General features: G+C 67.6%; 15 protein-coding genes. 8 read left to right on the forward strand and 7 right to left on the reverse strand.

What is annotated here, in order from left to right; all coding sequences use genetic code 11:
* Positions 1–13 precede the first annotated feature (13 nt).
* Positions 14–652 (forward strand): phosphate signaling complex protein PhoU, encoded by a 639-nt coding sequence (gene phoU / locus A5645_RS05085; protein ID WP_065036682.1) that lies wholly within the window; start codon positions 14–16, stop codon positions 650–652.
* Between the two features lie 6 nt (positions 653–658).
* On the opposite strand, the gene pstB is transcribed toward phoU, so the two are convergent.
* The 6 genes from pstB to A5645_RS05115 form a co-directional block, all read right to left on the reverse strand.
* On the reverse strand, positions 659–1435 hold the full coding sequence (gene pstB, locus A5645_RS05090) for a phosphate ABC transporter ATP-binding protein PstB (protein WP_065128670.1): 777 nt from the start codon (positions 1433–1435) through the stop codon (positions 659–661).
* 20 nt (positions 1436–1455) lie between these two features.
* On the reverse strand, positions 1456–2385 hold the full coding sequence (gene pstA, locus A5645_RS05095) for a phosphate ABC transporter permease PstA (RefSeq protein WP_065036680.1): 930 nt from the start codon (positions 2383–2385) through the stop codon (positions 1456–1458).
* Positions 2382–3419, reverse strand: a complete 1038-nt coding sequence (gene pstC, locus A5645_RS05100) for a phosphate ABC transporter permease subunit PstC (protein WP_065036679.1) — start codon at positions 3417–3419, stop codon at positions 2382–2384. The genes pstA and pstC overlap by 4 nt, the downstream gene beginning before the upstream one ends.
* A 49-nt stretch (positions 3420–3468) precedes the next feature.
* Positions 3469–4581: a phosphate ABC transporter substrate-binding protein PstS gene (gene pstS, locus A5645_RS05105; RefSeq protein ID WP_065128672.1), complete on the reverse strand. Its 1113-nt coding sequence runs from the start codon at positions 4579–4581 to the stop codon at positions 3469–3471.
* Positions 4582–4650: 69 nt separating this feature from the next.
* Positions 4651–5580, reverse strand: a complete 930-nt coding sequence (gene mshD / locus A5645_RS05110; RefSeq protein ID WP_065128674.1) for a mycothiol synthase — start codon at positions 5578–5580, stop codon at positions 4651–4653.
* Complete coding sequence (locus A5645_RS05115; protein WP_065036676.1) at positions 5577–6341, reverse strand: winged helix-turn-helix transcriptional regulator; 765 nt, start codon at positions 6339–6341, stop codon at positions 5577–5579. Before A5645_RS05115 ends, mshD begins: the two co-directional genes overlap by 4 nt.
* A gap of 172 nt (positions 6342–6513) precedes the next feature.
* Between A5645_RS05115 and lmeA the strand changes: the two genes are divergently transcribed.
* From lmeA to A5645_RS05145, 6 genes are all read left to right on the forward strand, one after another.
* A complete protein-coding gene (gene lmeA / locus A5645_RS05120) occupies positions 6514–7320 on the forward strand; it encodes a mannan chain length control protein LmeA (RefSeq protein WP_301336980.1) in 807 nt (268 codons plus the stop codon).
* 351 nt (positions 7321–7671) lie between these two features.
* A complete protein-coding gene (locus A5645_RS05125; protein ID WP_065128676.1) occupies positions 7672–8505 on the forward strand; it encodes a sulfurtransferase in 834 nt (277 codons plus the stop codon).
* A 1-nt stretch (position 8506) separates the two neighbouring features.
* Positions 8507–8809 (forward strand): DUF1416 domain-containing protein, encoded by a 303-nt coding sequence (locus A5645_RS05130; RefSeq protein ID WP_065036674.1) that lies wholly within the window; start codon positions 8507–8509, stop codon positions 8807–8809.
* Positions 8810–8991: 182 nt separating this feature from the next.
* Positions 8992–9600: a heme-binding beta-barrel domain-containing protein gene (locus tag A5645_RS05135; protein ID WP_065036737.1), complete on the forward strand. Its 609-nt coding sequence runs from the start codon at positions 8992–8994 to the stop codon at positions 9598–9600.
* 107 nt (positions 9601–9707) lie between these two features.
* On the forward strand, positions 9708–12074 hold the full coding sequence (locus A5645_RS05140; RefSeq protein ID WP_065128678.1) for a RyR domain-containing protein: 2367 nt from the start codon (positions 9708–9710) through the stop codon (positions 12072–12074).
* 107 nt (positions 12075–12181) lie between these two features.
* Positions 12182–13717 (forward strand): sensor domain-containing protein, encoded by a 1536-nt coding sequence (locus A5645_RS05145; protein WP_172830468.1) that lies wholly within the window; start codon positions 12182–12184, stop codon positions 13715–13717.
* A 253-nt stretch (positions 13718–13970) separates the two neighbouring features.
* On the opposite strand, the gene A5645_RS05150 is transcribed toward A5645_RS05145, so the two are convergent.
* On the reverse strand, positions 13971–14834 hold the full coding sequence (locus tag A5645_RS05150) for an aminodeoxychorismate lyase (protein WP_065128745.1): 864 nt from the start codon (positions 14832–14834) through the stop codon (positions 13971–13973).
* A gap of 146 nt (positions 14835–14980) precedes the next feature.
* On the opposite strand from A5645_RS05150, the gene ygfZ reads away from it, so the two are divergent.
* The gene (gene ygfZ, locus A5645_RS05155; RefSeq protein WP_065128682.1) at positions 14981–16087 is read left to right on the forward strand and encodes a CAF17-like 4Fe-4S cluster assembly/insertion protein YgfZ; all 1107 of its coding nucleotides are present in this window, start codon (positions 14981–14983) and stop codon (positions 16085–16087) included.
* The last annotated feature ends 92 nt before the right edge of the window (positions 16088–16179 follow it).

Here is a 16179-nt window from a genome sequence, read left to right on the forward strand (position 1 = left end):
GTAGGCTTTGATCATGAGGACCGCCTACCATGAGCAGCTCGCGGAATTGTCGGAGCGGCTCGGCGAGATGTGCGGGCTGGCCGGTTTGGCCATGGAGCGGGCCACCCAAGCCCTGTTGCAAGCCGATCTGGTGCTGGCCGAGCAGGTCATCACCGACCACGAGCGGATTTCGGCGCTCAGCGCGCAGGCCGAGGAAAGTGCCTTCGTGCTGCTCGCCCTGCAGGCTCCGGTCGCGGGTGACCTGCGGGCGATCGTCAGCGCGATCCAGATCGTGGCCGACATCGACCGGATGGGTGCGCTGGCTCTGCACGTCGCCAAAATCGCCCGCCGCCGCCATCCCCAGCACGCCCTGCCCGAAGAGGTCAACGGTTACTTCGCTGAAATGGGCCGCGTAGCAGTCGAATTGGGCAACAGCGCCCAAGAGGTGCTGCAGACCCGCGACCCGGAGAAGGCCGCCCGCATCCGCGAAGAAGACGATGCGATGGACGACCTGCACCGGCACCTGTTCAGCGTGCTGATGGACCGGGAATGGCGATACGGGGTAGCCGCCGCCGTGGACGTGACCTTGCTGGGGCGGTTCTACGAACGCTTCGCCGACCACGCGGTCGAGGTGGCGCGCCGGGTGATCTTCCAAGCCACCGGCACCCACTAGAGCGGTTCAGCCGAACCGGCCGGAGATGTAGTCCTCGGTGGCGCGCTGGTTGGGGTTGGAGAAGATCTTCTCGGTGTCGTCGATCTCGATCAGCCGCCCGGGTTTGCCCACCGCTTCCAGATTGAAGAACGCCGTCTGATCACTCACCCGGGCGGCCTGCTGCATGTTGTGGGTGACGATCACGATCGTGTACTCCTGCTTCAAGTCGCTGATCAGCTCTTCGATCGCCATGGTGGAGATCGGGTCCAGCGCGGAACACGGTTCGTCCATCAGCAGCACGTCCGGCTGCACCGCGATGGCCCGCGCGATACACAAACGTTGCTGCTGCCCACCGGACAGTCCGCCGCCCGGCTTGTCCAGCCTGTCCTTGACTTCGTCCCAGAGGTTTGCGCCGCGCAGTGAGTGCTCGGCGGTCTCGTCGAGTACCTGACGCTTGCGCACCCCTTGCAGCTTCAAGCCGGCCACCACGTTGTCGCGAATTGACATGGCGGGGAACGGATTCGGCCGCTGAAACACCATGCCGATGGCCCGGCGCACCCCGACCGGGTCGATGCGGGCGCCGTAGATGTTCTCGTCGTCGAGCAGCACGCTTCCTTCCACCCGGGCGCCTGGAATGACCTCGTGCATCCGGTTGAGCGTGCGCAACACGGTTGTCTTGCCGCATCCCGAGGGGCCGATGAACGCGGTCACGCTGCGCGGCAGGACCGACAGCGACACGTCGGCTACCGCATGGAACGCGCCGTAGTAGATGTTGACCTCTTTCAGGTCCAACCGTTTAGCCACGTGATACAGCTCCTGCCTTGTTACCGCCGTACATTGTCAAGTCTTCGTCGGGCAAAGATCTTCACGACCACTCGGGCGCCGATATTGATCATTGCAATCAGCATGATCAGAGTCAGCGCCGCGCCCCAGAGCCGATCCGTGGGGACCTCGTTGGCGCCGGCTCCGGCAGTGGTCTGGTCATACATCATGCCGGGCAGCGAACCCATGAACCCGCTGAACATGTCGAAGTTGATGGCGTGCGAATAGCCGACCAGGATCAACAGCGGCGACGTCTCCCCCAGCACCCGGGCCAGTGCCAGCAGGATTCCGGTGAGGATGCCGGACAAGCCGGTCGGCAGCACCACCCGGGCGATGGTCTTCCACTTCGGTATCCCTAGCGCGTAAGCCGCCTCCCGCAGGTCCACCGGTACGATGCGCAGCATCTCCTCAGTCGCCCGGGCAATCACCGGGAGCATCAACATCACCAGTGCCAAGGCCACCGCGAACTGGGACCGGGGCAGTCCCAGGGCCGCCACCCATACCGCATAGATGAACAACGCGGCGATGATCGAGGGCACCCCGGCCAGGATATCCACCGTGAAGCTGACCAGCCGGGCCAGCGGTGTGCGGCCGCCGTATTCGGCCAGGTAGATGCCGACCAGGACACCGATCGGGATCGAGATCACAGCGCACGCCAAGCCCAGCAACAGCGTGCCGACGATCGCGTGGTACGCGCCGCCGCCGGCATCCAAGGAAGTGATACCGGCCTGCGAATGGGTCCACCAGTCACCCGCGGTGAGGGCGTGGAATCCCTTGACCACCACCGAACACAACACCCACACCAGCGGGGTCAGCGCGATACCCATCGCCAGCGTGACCAGCACGGTGGCCAGGCCGTCGGCGATGCGGCGCCGCCAGCCCAGCCCCGAGATGGCCCGCCACTTGAGCGGGCGATCCAGCATCGAGGTCATGCCTGTGACCTTCCGGCCCGGGTGCCTGCCACCGCGCTGCGCGCCAGCGCGTTGACGACGAAGGTCAGCCCGAACAGCACCAGCCCGGCGGCCACGTAGGCGCCGGCCTTGTATTGATTGTCGAATTCGGTTGCGGTGGCTGCGATTTTCGTGGCGAAGGTGGACCCGCCGTCGAACAGCGACCAGCCGAACGCCTCCTGGGTGCCGCGCAGGATGATCAGCAGTGCCATCGTCTCGCCCAGCGCCCGGCCCAGGCCCAGGATGGCGCCGCTGAGGAATCCGGAGCGGCCGAAGGGCAGCACGGTCGTCTTGACCACTTCCCATCGGGTGGCGCCCAGTGCGAGCGCGGCCTCTATCTGTCCCTGCGGTGTCTGGACGAACACTTCGCGGGTCACCGCGGTGATGATCGGCAGAATCATCACGGCCAGCACGATCCCGGCGGTGAAGACGGTGCCGCCGCCGGCCAGCGACGCGTTGCCGGTGGCGAACAGAAAACAATTCCCCAGGTGCGCGTTCAACCAGCCGGCCACCGGCCGCAGCTCGGGCGCCAGCACATGCAGCCCCCATACGCCGTAGATGATCGACGGCACCGCCGCCAGCAGGTCGACCAGGTAGGAGAACAGCACCGCTGTCCTGCGGGTCGCGTACTGAGTGATGTAGATCGCCACACCCAGCGCCACCGGCATGGCCAGCACCAGCGCGAACAACGACACGAAGACCGTGACGTGCAGCAGGTCCAGGATGCCGAAATGCATCGCCGAGGTGTCGGTGGTGACCCAGTTGCCGCCGTAGGTGAAAAAGTTCTCCTTGTTGCGAGCCAGCGCGGGCAGGGCGCGCCACGCCAGAAAGCCGCCGATTGCGGCGATCAGCAGCACGATCAGCAGGCCGGAGCCCTCCGCCAGGCGGCGGAAGATCCGTTCGCCCAGTTGCGGCTTCCCGTATCCCCAGGGGCTGATCGGAACGGCGGGCGGTTCCGGGAACGGCGCGGCCACCACCTCCCCGGCACCCGCGTCGGAGGGGTTTGGCGTCGTCACTATGGTCCTGTCCGTTGAGCCGGCCCGGCCGAACCCCGTGCACGAACCGTTACTGCACCGCGCCGATCGCGGCGACCAGGCGCTCTTTGACCTTATCCGGCAGCGGCACATACCCGGCGGAAGAAAGACCCGTTTGCCCGCTGTTGACGGCGGTGGTGAGAAACGCCTTGACCGCCGTGGCGGTGTCCGGGTCGTAGCCCTTCGAGCACACGATCTCGTAGGTGGCCATCACCAGCGGGTAGGAGGTGGGCTCCGCGGCGGCGAACATCGGGCTCAACTCCAGCACCAGGTCGTTGCCCCGGGCGGCGAACGTGACGGCGTTGGTGGCGTTGCGGGCGGTTTCATCGGTGAGCGCCACCACGCCGTTGCCGGTGTCCAATTGCGCGAACGGCACGCCGGCGCGGTCGGCGAAACCCTTCTCCGCATAGCCGATACCGCCGGGCGTGGCCTGCACCCCCTGGATGACGCCAGCCGATCGCTCGGCGCCCTCACCGACGCCGCCCTGAAATTCGGTGCCGACACCGCGCGCCCAACTCTGGGGCGCGGCGGCCGTCAGGTACTTCTGGAAGTTGTCGGTCGTCCCCGACGAATCCTTCCGGTAGATCGGCGTGATCTTGCTGTCGGGTAGCTTCACACCGGGATTGAGTGCCTGCAGTATCGGGTCACTCCACATCCGGATCCCGCCGCTGAAGATCTTGGCCAGCGTGTCGGCGTCGAGGACCAACTTCGGCACGCCGGGCAGGTTGTAAACCAACGCGATCGGGCCGAATACCAGCGGCAGGTCCCAGGCCGGGTTCCCGTTGCAGCGCTTGGCGGCCGGATTGATCTGGGTGACGGTCAACGGCGAATCGGACCCGGCGAAATCGACGTGTCCGGCCACGAACTGTGTCCGGCCGGCGCCGGACCCGGTTGCGTGGTAGGCGACGGACTTCCCGGGACACAGCTGGCCCCACACCTGGTTGAACATCGCGACGGCGAGCTGCTGCGCCGTCGACCCCTCCGCGGTCAGCGTGTCCTTCCCGCCGCAGGCGGCACCCCCGGCGGGTGACCCCGAAATCGGTGTCGAGGCACCACGATTGTCATCGCTGCCGCAGGCCGTGACCGCTGCAGCGCAGGCGATCACGGCCAGGGCCGCTGCCCTCTTCACCGAGGCGAATTTCACCGATCCCGCTTTCTGGATACTGTCCTGCCACGGTATGCCCTCGCGCTGAGACCGACACGCAGGCGAGGCTCAGTTTTCGGCGGGCGCCGCCGCATAGGCGGTGTCGACGCTGTAAACGCCGAACCCGGTCTTCTCATAGGTGCGCACCGCCGCCGTGTTGTCGGACTCGACGTAGAGCAGTGCGGTGGGATCCGGGCGGTCGGCCAGCCGCTGGGCCAACGACTTGAGCCCGATAGCTGTCAGCCACTGACCCAACCCGCCGCCCTGAGCGGCGGGGTCGACGCCCAGCACGTAGACCTCGCCCAGCCCGGCGGGGTCGGGATGAACCTTGGTCCAGTGGAAACCCAACAGGGTCTCGGATTGCGGACCGGCGAAGGCCAGGAAGAGTCCGTCTGGGTCGAACCAGGGTTCGCTGCGCCGCTCGTCGATCTCGGCGTCGGTCCACCCGCCCTGTTCCGGGTGGTAGGAGAACGCGGCGTTGTTGACCCGCAGCAACTCGGCGTCGTCGGACGGGCCGCGGTAGGTGCGGACGTGCACGCCGCGCAGCCGGTCGGGAATGACCGGTTCGGCGATGTCGCGCAGCGGGCGGCGCATCTGCAGCAGCTCACGGACGGCGACCAGGTTCAATGCCGCCGCGGTCGCCTTGGCGGCATCCAGCGTGCCGTGGGCCCAGAATTGGTTGCGGCCATCGGTTTTGGCCAGCGCCGCACGCGCCAGTGCGGAGCCGACGCCCCGCCGCCGGGCGTGCGGGTGCACCACGAGTTCGGCCATCGCGGCGGCCGCGTCACGCGGCGGCGTCAGATTGAGGTAACCGGTGATGACGTTGCCGGCGGCATCATCGACGGCCAGCAGGTGGTCGGTGCGTGGGTGCGGCAGTTCCCGCAACACCTGCTCTCCCACCGGCGCGACCCCGTCGGATTCGATTGCGGCAGAGATTAATTCACGTATTCGCTGCTGCTCCTCGGCGGTCAGCGCCGAGCGCCATTGCGGCGTGGTCACTGACTGCGCAACGGGTCGCCCACTGGTTCTGCCAGACCGTCGGCCTCGGCGCCGGCCTGGTCGTCCTCGATCTCGGCGGCCGGCGCGCGGCCACGCGCCGGCCGCACCGCCTTGTAGCCGACGTTGCGGACCGTGCCGATCAGTGCTTCGTGCTCGGAGCCGAGTTTGGCGCGCAGGCGACGCACGTGCACGTCGACCGTCCGGGTGCCGCCGAAGAAGTCGTAGCCCCACACCTCGTGCAGCAGTTGGGCGCGGGTGAATACGCGGCCGGCGTGCTGGGCCAGATACTTCAGCAACTCGAATTCCTTGTAGGTGAGGTCCAGCGGCCGGCCGCGCAGCCGGGCCGTGTAGGTGCCCTCGTCGATCACCAGCTCACCCAGGCTCACCTTGCCCGCGCTTTCCTGGTCGGCCAGGCCGCCGCGACGGCCGACCACCAGCCGCAGCCGGGCGTCGATCTCCGCCGGCCCCGTACTGGGCAACAGAATCTCGTCCAGGCCCCAGTCGGCGCTGACGGCCACCAGGCCGCCCTCACTCACCACCGCGAGAACCGGAACCGACCGGCCGGCCGTGCTGAGCAGGCGGCACAGCCCGCGCGCAGCCGAGAGGTCGTTGCGCGCGTCGACGAGCACCGCGTCCGCGTTGCCCGCCTCCAGTAATGAGGAAGCCTCGGCCGGCGCTGTCCGCACGCTGTGGGGAAGCAGAGACAGCGACGGCAGGACGGGGTCCGGGTACAGCTCCGAGGTCAGCAGTAATAGGTCCAACTAGCCCCTCCAGCCCTCGTGGGTAGGCCTCCCAAACTCATCGCGACATATGACGTTAGCGGTCAGCTCACCTAACGATAACTTGCTACCTGGGCTTTCGCCTCGCGACGAGCCTGTGCGAGATCGAAGTCACCAATACAGCACGGTCCACCGGCGATGTCACAATGTCCGGGTGCGCAGGGTGTTGATCGGTGTCACCGCCGCGATGATCGGCGTCGGGATCCTCGCGCTCGCGGCGCTGGGCGTCGACTACGGCGTGAGCATCTACGCCGAGTACCGGCTCTCGGCGAGCGTGCGTAAAGCGGCCAACCTGCATTCGGACCCGTTCGTCGCCATCCTGGCTCTTCCGTTCATCCCGCAGGCCATGCGCCACCACTACACAGAGCTGGAGATCAAGGCCGGCGGCACCGACCAACCCGAGGTCGGCCGGGCGACGCTGGAAGCCACCATGCACTCGATCGACCTGACCGACGCATCCTGGCTGATCGGCCCGAACGCCAGGCTCGCCGTGCAAGAGCTGGAGAGCCGCATCATCATCGACTCCGTGCATCTGGGCCGCTACCTGGGCATTACCGACCTGATGGTGGAAGCGCCGCCACAGGAGTCGAACGACGCCACCGGCGGAACCACCGAATCCGGAATATCCGGCAACCACGGCCTGGTGTTCAGCGGCACGCCGAATAAGGCCGGCTTCGATCGGCGGGTCAGCATCTCGGTCGACCTGTCCATCGCCCCGGAGGACCCGGCCACCCTGATCATCACCCCCACCGGCGTACTTACCGGTCCCGACACCGCCAACCAGGCCGTTCCCGACGACAAGAGGGCAGCGGTGCTGGAAGCGTTCAGCGCCAGGGTGCCGCGCCAGCGACTGCCGTTCGGGGTCGCCCCGACCACGGTCGGGGCGCGCGGCTCCGACGTCATCATCGAGGGCATCACCCGTGACGTGGCCCTCACATTGAGTGATTTCCGGCAGTCCTGACCGCCCGGACAAGGTCCCGCGAGGGCGCTGTTGGCTTGATCACTATGTCATTGGGTAAGCTTGCCGACGTGTCAGCCCGCATCGAGCGCATGCTCACCAACTGCCGCACGGTTGAGCCGTGCCGCGGCGCGGGTTGTTGCTGTTGCTGTAGCTGTTGAGTAGCCGCGCCGATCTGCGCAGCACTCGAAGCAGCCCCGGAATCCCACTGTGGCATGTCTTCCGCGCAACAGGCGTACCTAGGAGTAATCCGTGCCTTGCCCTTCCACCACCCGCGTGCGTGGCTGGCCGCACCTTTGCACGTAGCACCCGCCGCTGACCACCTTCACAGAGAGAGATCGAAAGGAACCCACCATGGCACGCTCCGACGTCCTGGTCTCCGCCGACTGGGCTGAGAGCAATCTGGATGCCGCAGACGTCGTCTTCGTCGAAGTCGACGAGGACACCAGCGCTTACGACGGCGGCCACATTGCCGGCGCGATCAAGCTGGACTGGCGCACCGATTTGCAAGACCCGGTCAAGCGCGACTTCGTCGACGCCCAGCAGTTCTCCAAGCTGCTCTCCGACCGTGGCGTGTCCAACGACGACACCGTCATCCTCTACGGCGGCAACAACAACTGGTTCGCGGCGTACGCGTACTGGTACTTCAAGCTGTACGGCCACGAGAAGGTCAAGCTGCTCGACGGTGGCCGCAAGAAGTGGGAGCTCGACGGCCGCCCGCTGTCCAGCGACCCGGTCAGCCGGCCCCCCACCTCCTACTCGGCGTCGCAACCGGACAACAACATCCGCGCGTTCCGCGACGACGTGATCGCCGCCATCGGGGTCAAGAACCTGGTCGACGTGCGTTCGCCGGATGAGTTCTCCGGCAAGATCCTGGCGCCGGCGCACCTGCCGCAGGAGCAGAGCCAACGCCCGGGCCACGTCCCCACCGCCATCAACGTGCCGTGGAGCAAGGCGGCCAACGAGGACGGCACCTTCAAGTCCGACGACGAACTGGCCAAGCTCTACGCCGACGCCGGACTGGACGGCTCCAAGGAAACGATTGCCTACTGTCGAATCGGGGAGCGATCCTCGCACACCTGGTTCGTGCTGCAGGAATTGCTCGGCCACAAAAACGTCAAGAACTACGACGGCAGTTGGACGGAATACGGCTCCCTGGTGGGCGCCCCGATCGAGTTGGGAAGCTGACATGTGCTCTGCACCTAAGCAAGGACTGACGTTGCCGGCCAGCGTCGACCTGGAGAAGGAAACGGTGATCACCGGTCGCGTTGTCGACCGGGACGGCCAGGCCGTCGGCGGCGCGTTCGTCCGTCTGCTGGACTCCTCCGACGAGTTCACCGCCGAGGTCGTCGCGTCGGCGACCGGCGACTTCCGGTTCTTCGCCGCTCCGGGATCATGGACGCTGCGCGCGTTGTCCAAGATCGGCAATGGCGACGCCGTGGTGGCGCCGTCCGGTGCGGGCATCCACGAGGTGGACATCAAGATCGCCTGACGACCCGTTCGGGCCGGTCCCCGTTGGCGCGGTCGGAAGAATAGAATCACTTCCGTGGTGCTGTTCTTCGAGATCATGCTGGTCCTTGCGACCGTGGTCATTTCCTGGTTCGCGCTGTACGCGCTGTATCGGTTGATCACCGACGAGTCGTGACCTCTTCCGAGGAGCCGGACGCCGGCGGCATGTCGCAGGCGGCGGAGCGCTCGAAACTGACCGCGGCGCGCAACATTCCCGCGTTCGACGATCTGCCGGTGCCCGCCGACACCGCGAACCTGCGCGAGGGCGCGAACCTCAACGATGCGTTGCTGGCGCTGCTGCCACTGGTGGGGGTGTGGCGTGGTGAAGGCGAGGGCCGCGGCAGCGACGGCGACTACCGGTTCGGCCAGCAGATCATCGTGTCCCATGACGGCGGCGACTACCTGAATTGGGAAGCCCGGTCGTGGCGACTGGACGACGAGGGCGAGTACCACGAAATCGGGTTGCGGGAGACGGGCTTCTGGCGGTTCGTCCGCGACCCCGACGACCCGAGCGAATCGCAGGCCATCGAACTGCTCCTGGCGCATTCGGCCGGCTACGTCGAGTTGTTCTACGGGCGGCCCCGTAATCAGTCGTCCTGGGAACTGGTGACCGACGCGCTGGCCCGAAGCCGGTCCGGCGTCCTGGTCGGCGGCGCCAAACGGCTCTACGGGATCGTCGAGGGCGGTGACCTCGCCTACGTCGAGGAGCGAGTCGATGCCGATGGCGGCCTGGTCCCGCACCTGTCGGCCCGGCTGTCCCGCTTCGTCGGCTGAGGCCGGCCCGCCGCGTCGTATTCGCGTCCCTGTCTTGCCTTTCCGCGAACTTGCGCGTGTACTGTTCGCGTCCTAGCAGCGGGGTCTAGCAGCGAAAGGCGGGCCGGATGCGCCAGAAGAGGACGGTCCCGACCCCCGTGCGGTGGGCCGTGTCGGCTCTGGCGGTGTTGCTGATCGGCTATCTGGCCGTCGTCGCGTTGCATCCCGCCATCCTGGACTGGTTGCCGGACGGGCTGGGCTGGTTCGGGCGGCCGGGTTCGATGGCCACGACCACGATCGTCGTCGGCGTCTTGATCGTGTGCGCGATGACCTTTCGCTCCAACACCAGTCATCGGCTGGTGGGCGTGTCGTTCACAGTGATCGCGGTGCTGATCAGCATGAGCGCCATCCTGGGCCTGAGCGCGTACTGGAACTGCCACGACGAGAACCACCCGGCCGTTTTCACGCCGCTGATGCTGACGGCTCAACTGATCAAGGGCAGCAGCGGCGACTACTCACTGGGCGGCCGGGTGTGCCCCAGCCCGACCCCGGTCGGCCTCGAATTGGCCCGCATGGCAGCGGTTTCGGCGATCTTCACCGGATTGGGCGGCGTGGTCGTCGGCGTCTTCCGCTCGCAGGTGGACCGGCTGCGGGCCAATTTCGCCGACTCCGTCACCGCCATCGTCGGCGTGGACGACGACACCGAATCGATGGTCAGCGGCGTCGCGCGGACGCTGGACCGGCGCAGCACTCTGGTCGTCATCACCAGCGCGGGCGACGACCGGGTTCAGCGGCTCCGCCGGCTGGGGGCCCGGGTCGTGCTGGTGGACTTCAACACTCCCGCGACCCTGGTGTCACTGCGGCTCTGGCGGAACCTCAGCCGGTTGTACCTGATGGCGGCCGACCCGGCGGTCAACATGCTGCGGCTGGATCTTATCGGCCGCCGGCTGGCCGAAGTCGCCGACAAGCGCCGGTTGCCGTTGATCGTGCGCATCGACGACCCCTGGCTGGCCGAGGCGTGGCGCGCCCAGCAGTTCGGCGGATCCGACACCCGCTGGGCCGCGGACGTGGTGGGCAAATACGAGGTGACGGCCAGCCGGCTGCTCGACGGCATCATCGGGACGGGCCGAACCAAGCGGATATTCGTCTGTGGCACATCACAATTGACGTTGGCCCTGTGCGCGGACCTGACCCGGCGAGCACTGGAGCGCGACTTCTACACCCCGCCCGGCGCACCCGCGCTGCCGGCCCTGACCCTGGTGGAACGGGACGCCGATGAGTATCTGCGGGACCACCACTTCTACCGCGAGCAAGCGGGTTTCGCCTCCGATGGGCCCGCGATCGACGCGGTGTCGGAGGCCCCGACGATACCCACCCTGTTGCGGCTGATCGGCGAGAGCGACCCGACCACCAGCGCCGTGATCCTGGTCGACACCCACACCGCGACTACCGGCACCCGGCTGGCCGCCCGATTCCCCGAAATGCCGGTCTACACTTCGGATCTCAACACCAGCATCGACGATGACTCGATTCAGGTCGTCGGGCTGCTGCAGTCCTATTCGCTGGTGCTGGACACCCGGGAGGGCCAGGTTCAGGATGCCTGGGAGCGCGCCGCTCGCCTGATCCACGAACGGTATGTGGCAACCATCGACCCGAGCTGGCCGCGCGGGCCGGCCTCGGTGCCCTGGGTCGAGCTCGACGAGTTCTACCGCGGGTCCAACCGCCGACAGGTGCGCAATGCGCTGTGGATGGTCGAACAGATCGCGGGCCACACGTGGAACACCTGGGGCAGCCCGCCGGCCCAGTTGTCGGGCCGGGACATGGCGGATTCGGCGCCGCTGGAACAGCTTTCGCGGATGGGTTTCGACGAATACTCGGCGCTGGCCATGGCCAAGGCCGAGCACGAGGACTGGTGCCGCTACTACCGCCGCAACGGCTGGAAGTACGGCAAGCCACGTGACGACGCCCGCAAGATCCACGACAAGCTCGTCGACTGGTCGGACGTCGAGAACGACCCCGACCTCCTCAACGCCGCGGTGCGCAGCCTGGCGGCCACGCTGTGGAGCCTGCGTCAGCTCGGCTATCGCTCACGCCCGCTGTGGCGGACCTTCACCCGGGTCGGCACCGTGGCCGCGACCCGGCGCGATGCGCCGTGGTCGTGGAAGTCGGACTCGGGCCATACGATGCGCGCCGACGCCGGCGACTGGGAGGTGCAGTCGGACGGCAAAACCTGGTCGGTGCGCGACGATATCTTTCACGCCACATACGAGCCGGCCGGTGACGGGCTGTGGCGTCGCAAAGGCGTGGTGCAGGCCCGCCCAGCCCAGCCCGGCGAGACCATCAACACCTTGGAAGGACCGACGGTTGCTGCCGACGGCGACTGGGTGGTGCGCGGCGCCGAGGGCGAACAATGGCCTGTTCCGGGTCACGAATTCAAGCAGCGTTACGCCGAATTCCACCCGCCGGAACAGGCGCCCGTCCCGCACGGGGACTGATCCAAACCCGAGTTTGCCGACACGATTGCTGCCGGTAATGCCATGCGCTACCGTCGCATGACGGATTCGCCGGATATCTCCCTGTGCCCTCCATCGAGGAGACCGCTGTGGCCATCTTCATCAGCTACTCGAGCCAAGACAGAACCGCGCTCGAGGCTCTCACCACCGCGCTCAAACGCGCCCAGCAGAAGGTCTGGTTCGACCAGGAGCTCGGCGGCGGCGACGCGTGGTGGAACGCGATCCTCGAACAGATCCGCTCCAGCGAGGTGTTCATCGTCGCGCTGTCCAACAATTGGCTGCAGTCCAAGCCGAGCCAGGCCGAATTGCGCTACGCGCAGGCGCTCAACCGCCCGATCCTGCCCGTCAAGGTCGGGCCGGTGGACAGCGTGCGGGTGAATCCGGTCTCGACGCTGCAGATCATCGACTACCAGAACCCCACCGTGGATGCCGGCATCCAGTTGGTCACCGCGATCCACGCGCTGCGGGAGAAGGCGCCGCCGCTGCCCTCGCCGCTGCCCGAAGAGCCGCCGCTGCCGTTCGGCTACATCATGCGGCTGGGCAACACCCTGTCCGAAAAGGAGCTCACCCCCCAGCAGCAGCTCCAGCTGCTGGTCGAGCTGCGCACCGGTCTCGACGAAGACGGCGACGACCCCAGCGCCCGCAGCGACATCGCCCAACTGCTGCGGATGCTGCGGATGCGGCACGACGTCACCTACCGCACGCGCACCGAAATCGACAACGTACTGGCCGAGATCGAGGCCAAGGACGGTTCGAGAACAGCACAGACAGCGCCTGCCGCCCCGGTGCCGGCCCAGGCCGGGCCCCAGACCGCCGGGGTTCCCACCGCGCCGGCACAGCCGGCCGCCGTCGCGCCGGCGCGCCCGGCCACCGCGCCCGCCGCTTCCAACGCCGGCGGTGGCGCGCAATCGAGCAAGCGCCTGCTGATCATCGGCGGCGCCGCTCTGGCGGCGATCGTGGCGGTCGTGTTGATCGTGGTGTTCGCCTCCGGGGGTGGCGAGGGTCGCAAGCCGCGGGCAACTGCCGGTGGCACCACAGGCGGCGCGTCCGGAGCGGTGGCCGCGCCGTCGACAACCAACTCCGTCCTGCTCGGCGCCGCGGACGTCGGCACGGTGCTGGGCGATCCCAACATGGAGGCCGGAGCCCGCGGCGACCAGCTACGCAAGCCGCAGGGCGCGCTGTCGGACCCGGAGTGCGTGGCGGCCTTCGAACCGTTCGAGGAATCCGCCTACCGGGGTCACGAACTGACCGGCATCCATAACCAGGTGGTGCATTCGCCACAGGACGTCCACCGGGTGGTCGAGGGCGTGGCGAAGTTCCCGACAGCCGAGAAGGCCAACGCCTTTGTGGCGGCCTCCGCCGCGAAATGGCGGGCCTGTGCGAACAAGACCGTCCAGTTCACAAGCGCGAACAAGACCGTGGAATGGACCTTCGGTGAGGTCAACGGGGATGCGCCGAAGATCACCCAGACCCGCGCGGTGACCGACGGCAGCGGGCGGACCTGCCAGCACGCGCTCAGCGCGGCCGGCGACCTGGTCATCGAGGTGCAGGCGTGCGGCAACGACATCACCGACGGCGGTGCCCGGTTGGCCGACCAGATCGCCGCAAAGGCAGGAAACGCGTAGGACGTACGGCCGCAAAGCCAGTAGATATGGAGCGGCCCCCGAGCCGTATTCCGGTTGGACAGACCGGAAGCTCGGGGGCCGGGTGACTGCGGGAGATTCGCCAGCGCTTTGGTCGATGAATCTTCCGAGCCAATGCAGCTAGCTCGCAGCCACCTCACATGTCCATGAAGCTATCAATTTCGCGGACCACCTCCCTTCTTGTGTAAAGCCGACGCTACCGTGACTTGGGCGCGGCGACAACACAATTAAGCGTTCAGCGATCGCTGACGATGGCTGCGTCGACCAGCTCGGCGAACGTGTCGGCGATCCGCGGGCTGGGCAACCGCCGACCGTCCAGGGTGTGCACGCGGGCGGCCAGCGTCATGCTGGAGATGAGCCAAATGCCCTGCGCCTCGGCCAGATCCGTCACCCGCAACGCCCGGTAGTCACAGTCGTAGCCCTTGGCGCGGGCCACCTCGAAGAGTGCCTGCTGGGTGGTGCCCCGCAGGATCGGGTACCACGGCGGCGGGGTGAGCAGGCAGGGGTTGCCGTCGCCGTTGTCGGTGGCGATCACCACCGTCGAGCGCGGGCCTTCCAGCACGTAGCCGTCGGTGCTGACGAAGATGACGTCGCCGGCGCCCTGCCGGGCGGCGTGCCGCAGGACGGCCATGTTGATCGCGTAGGACAGCGTCTTGGCGCCGGCCAGCAGCCAGGGCATCGCGTCGATCCCGCGCGCCGGTAGCCCGCGGTCCAGCGTGATCGCGGCGACGCCGTCCCGGCGCACCGCGGCCACCCGCTCTGGTACCGGGTTGACCATCACATAAGCCGTCGGGGCCGAACCGCCCTCGCGGCCCCGGCTGTACACCAGCCGCATCGCGGCCTCGTCGGACGTGCCGCTGACCCATTGCCGGGTCGCGGAGTCGATGGCCCGCCGCCAGGCCGGCAGGTCCGGCGCGGGCAGGTCCATCAATTTTGCGGATTGGGTCAGCCGCTGCAGGTGCGACTCGATCAGACATGCCCTGCCGTCGCGGACAAGCAGCGTTTCGAAAATCCCGTCGCCGCGGACCGCCGCCAGGTCGTCGGGCGTCAGCAGCGGCGTTCCCGGATCGAGGATCTCGCCGTCCAGAGTGACGACCACACCAGCCATGTCGAGTGAGCCTAACGGCCCGCAGGATCGCCGGGTGTGCGGCTGGCTTCACGCTGGTTGCTGATTGTGCGGCTGGCTTCACGTTCGGCGAAAAGGTGTGTCCCCGACCGGGCAATTCCGAGCCGTAGAGTTGACGTGTGTCCCGTGCCGGCAACTTCGTCCCCGCGCCCGATCCCGGTCCCGACGCCGGCGCCGTCTGGCATTACGGCGATCCGCTGGGTGAACAGCGTGCGGCCCAGACCAGCGCCATCGTGGTGGACCGCTCGCACCGCGCCGTGCTGACCCTCACCGGGGCCGACCGTCGCTCGTGGCTGCACAACATCTCTACTCAGCACGTCAGTGAACTGGCCGATGGCGCGACGGTGCAGAACCTGAGCCTGGATGGTCAGGGCCGGATCGAGGATCACTGGCTACAGACCGAACTCGGGGACACCACCTATTTGGACACCGAGCCATGGCGGGGTGAGCCACTACTGGGCTACCTGCGCAAGATGGTGTTCTGGTCCGATGTGAGCCCGGATAACGCCGATTTCGGGGTGCTGTCGTTGTTGGGGCCGCGGCTGACCGACGCGGCGGTGCTCCACGCGCTGGGCGTGGACGCCCTGCCGGCCGACTTGGCGGCGGTCCCACTGCGCGGTGGCGGCTTCGTCCGGCGGCTGCCGAGCACGCCCGGCGGTCCGGTCGAGCTGGATCTGGTGGTCCCGCGCACCGATGGCGCCGAGTGGAAGCAGCGGCTGACCCGGGCCGACGTACGCCCCTCCGGTGTCTGGGCCTACGAAGCGCACCGGGTCGCCGCGCTGCGGCCGCGGCTCGGCGTCGACACCGACGAGCGCACCATCCCGCACGAAGTGCGCTGGATCGGCGGTCCCGGCGAAGGCGCCGTCCACCTGAACAAGGGCTGCTACCGCGGCCAGGAGACCGTCGCGCGAGTGCACAACTTGGGGAAGCCGCCGCGAATGCTGGCGTTGTTGCACCTTGACGGTTCGGCGGACCGTCCGTCCACCGGCGACTCGATACTCGCCGGCGGTCGTGCGGTGGGGCGGCTGGGAACCGTGGTCGAGCACGTCGACCTCGGGCCGGTGGCCCTGGCTCTGCTGAAAAGGGGGGTACCGGCCGACACCGCGCTGACGACCGGCGCCGACGGCGAGGTACCCGCGGCGATCGACGCCGATTCCCTGCCGCCGACCGATGAAGTGGGGGCCGGACGACTCGCCTTGGAACGGTTACGCGGCGGCGGTCGCTGACGGGCTGTGACATCCGCCATCCTGTCGAGCCGCGTGGCAGGGCGCGCCAACGTTAATGCGCAGGGCACGGTAAGCTGTCGACAGGACAAAAC

It is taken from the genome of Mycobacterium asiaticum, from assembly GCF_001673635.1.
Classification (GTDB): domain Bacteria; phylum Actinomycetota; class Actinomycetes; order Mycobacteriales; family Mycobacteriaceae; genus Mycobacterium; species Mycobacterium asiaticum_C.

Excerpts from the sequence above, each read along its gene's own strand:
- phoU (WP_065036682.1), top strand. The coding sequence starts at position 14 with ATGAGGACCGCCTACCATGAGCAGCTCGCGGAATTGTCGGAGCGGCTC.
- pstA (WP_065036680.1), bottom strand. The coding sequence starts at position 2,385 with ATGACCTCGATGCTGGATCGCCCGCTCAAGTGGCGGGCCATCTCGGGG.
- A5645_RS05125 (WP_065128676.1), top strand. The coding sequence starts at position 7,672 with ATGGCACGCTCCGACGTCCTGGTCTCCGCCGACTGGGCTGAGAGCAAT.
- A5645_RS05130 (WP_065036674.1), top strand. The coding sequence starts at position 8,507 with ATGTGCTCTGCACCTAAGCAAGGACTGACGTTGCCGGCCAGCGTCGAC.
- A5645_RS05135 (WP_065036737.1), top strand. The coding sequence starts at position 8,992 with ATGTCGCAGGCGGCGGAGCGCTCGAAACTGACCGCGGCGCGCAACATT.
- A5645_RS05140 (WP_065128678.1), top strand. The coding sequence starts at position 9,708 with ATGCGCCAGAAGAGGACGGTCCCGACCCCCGTGCGGTGGGCCGTGTCG.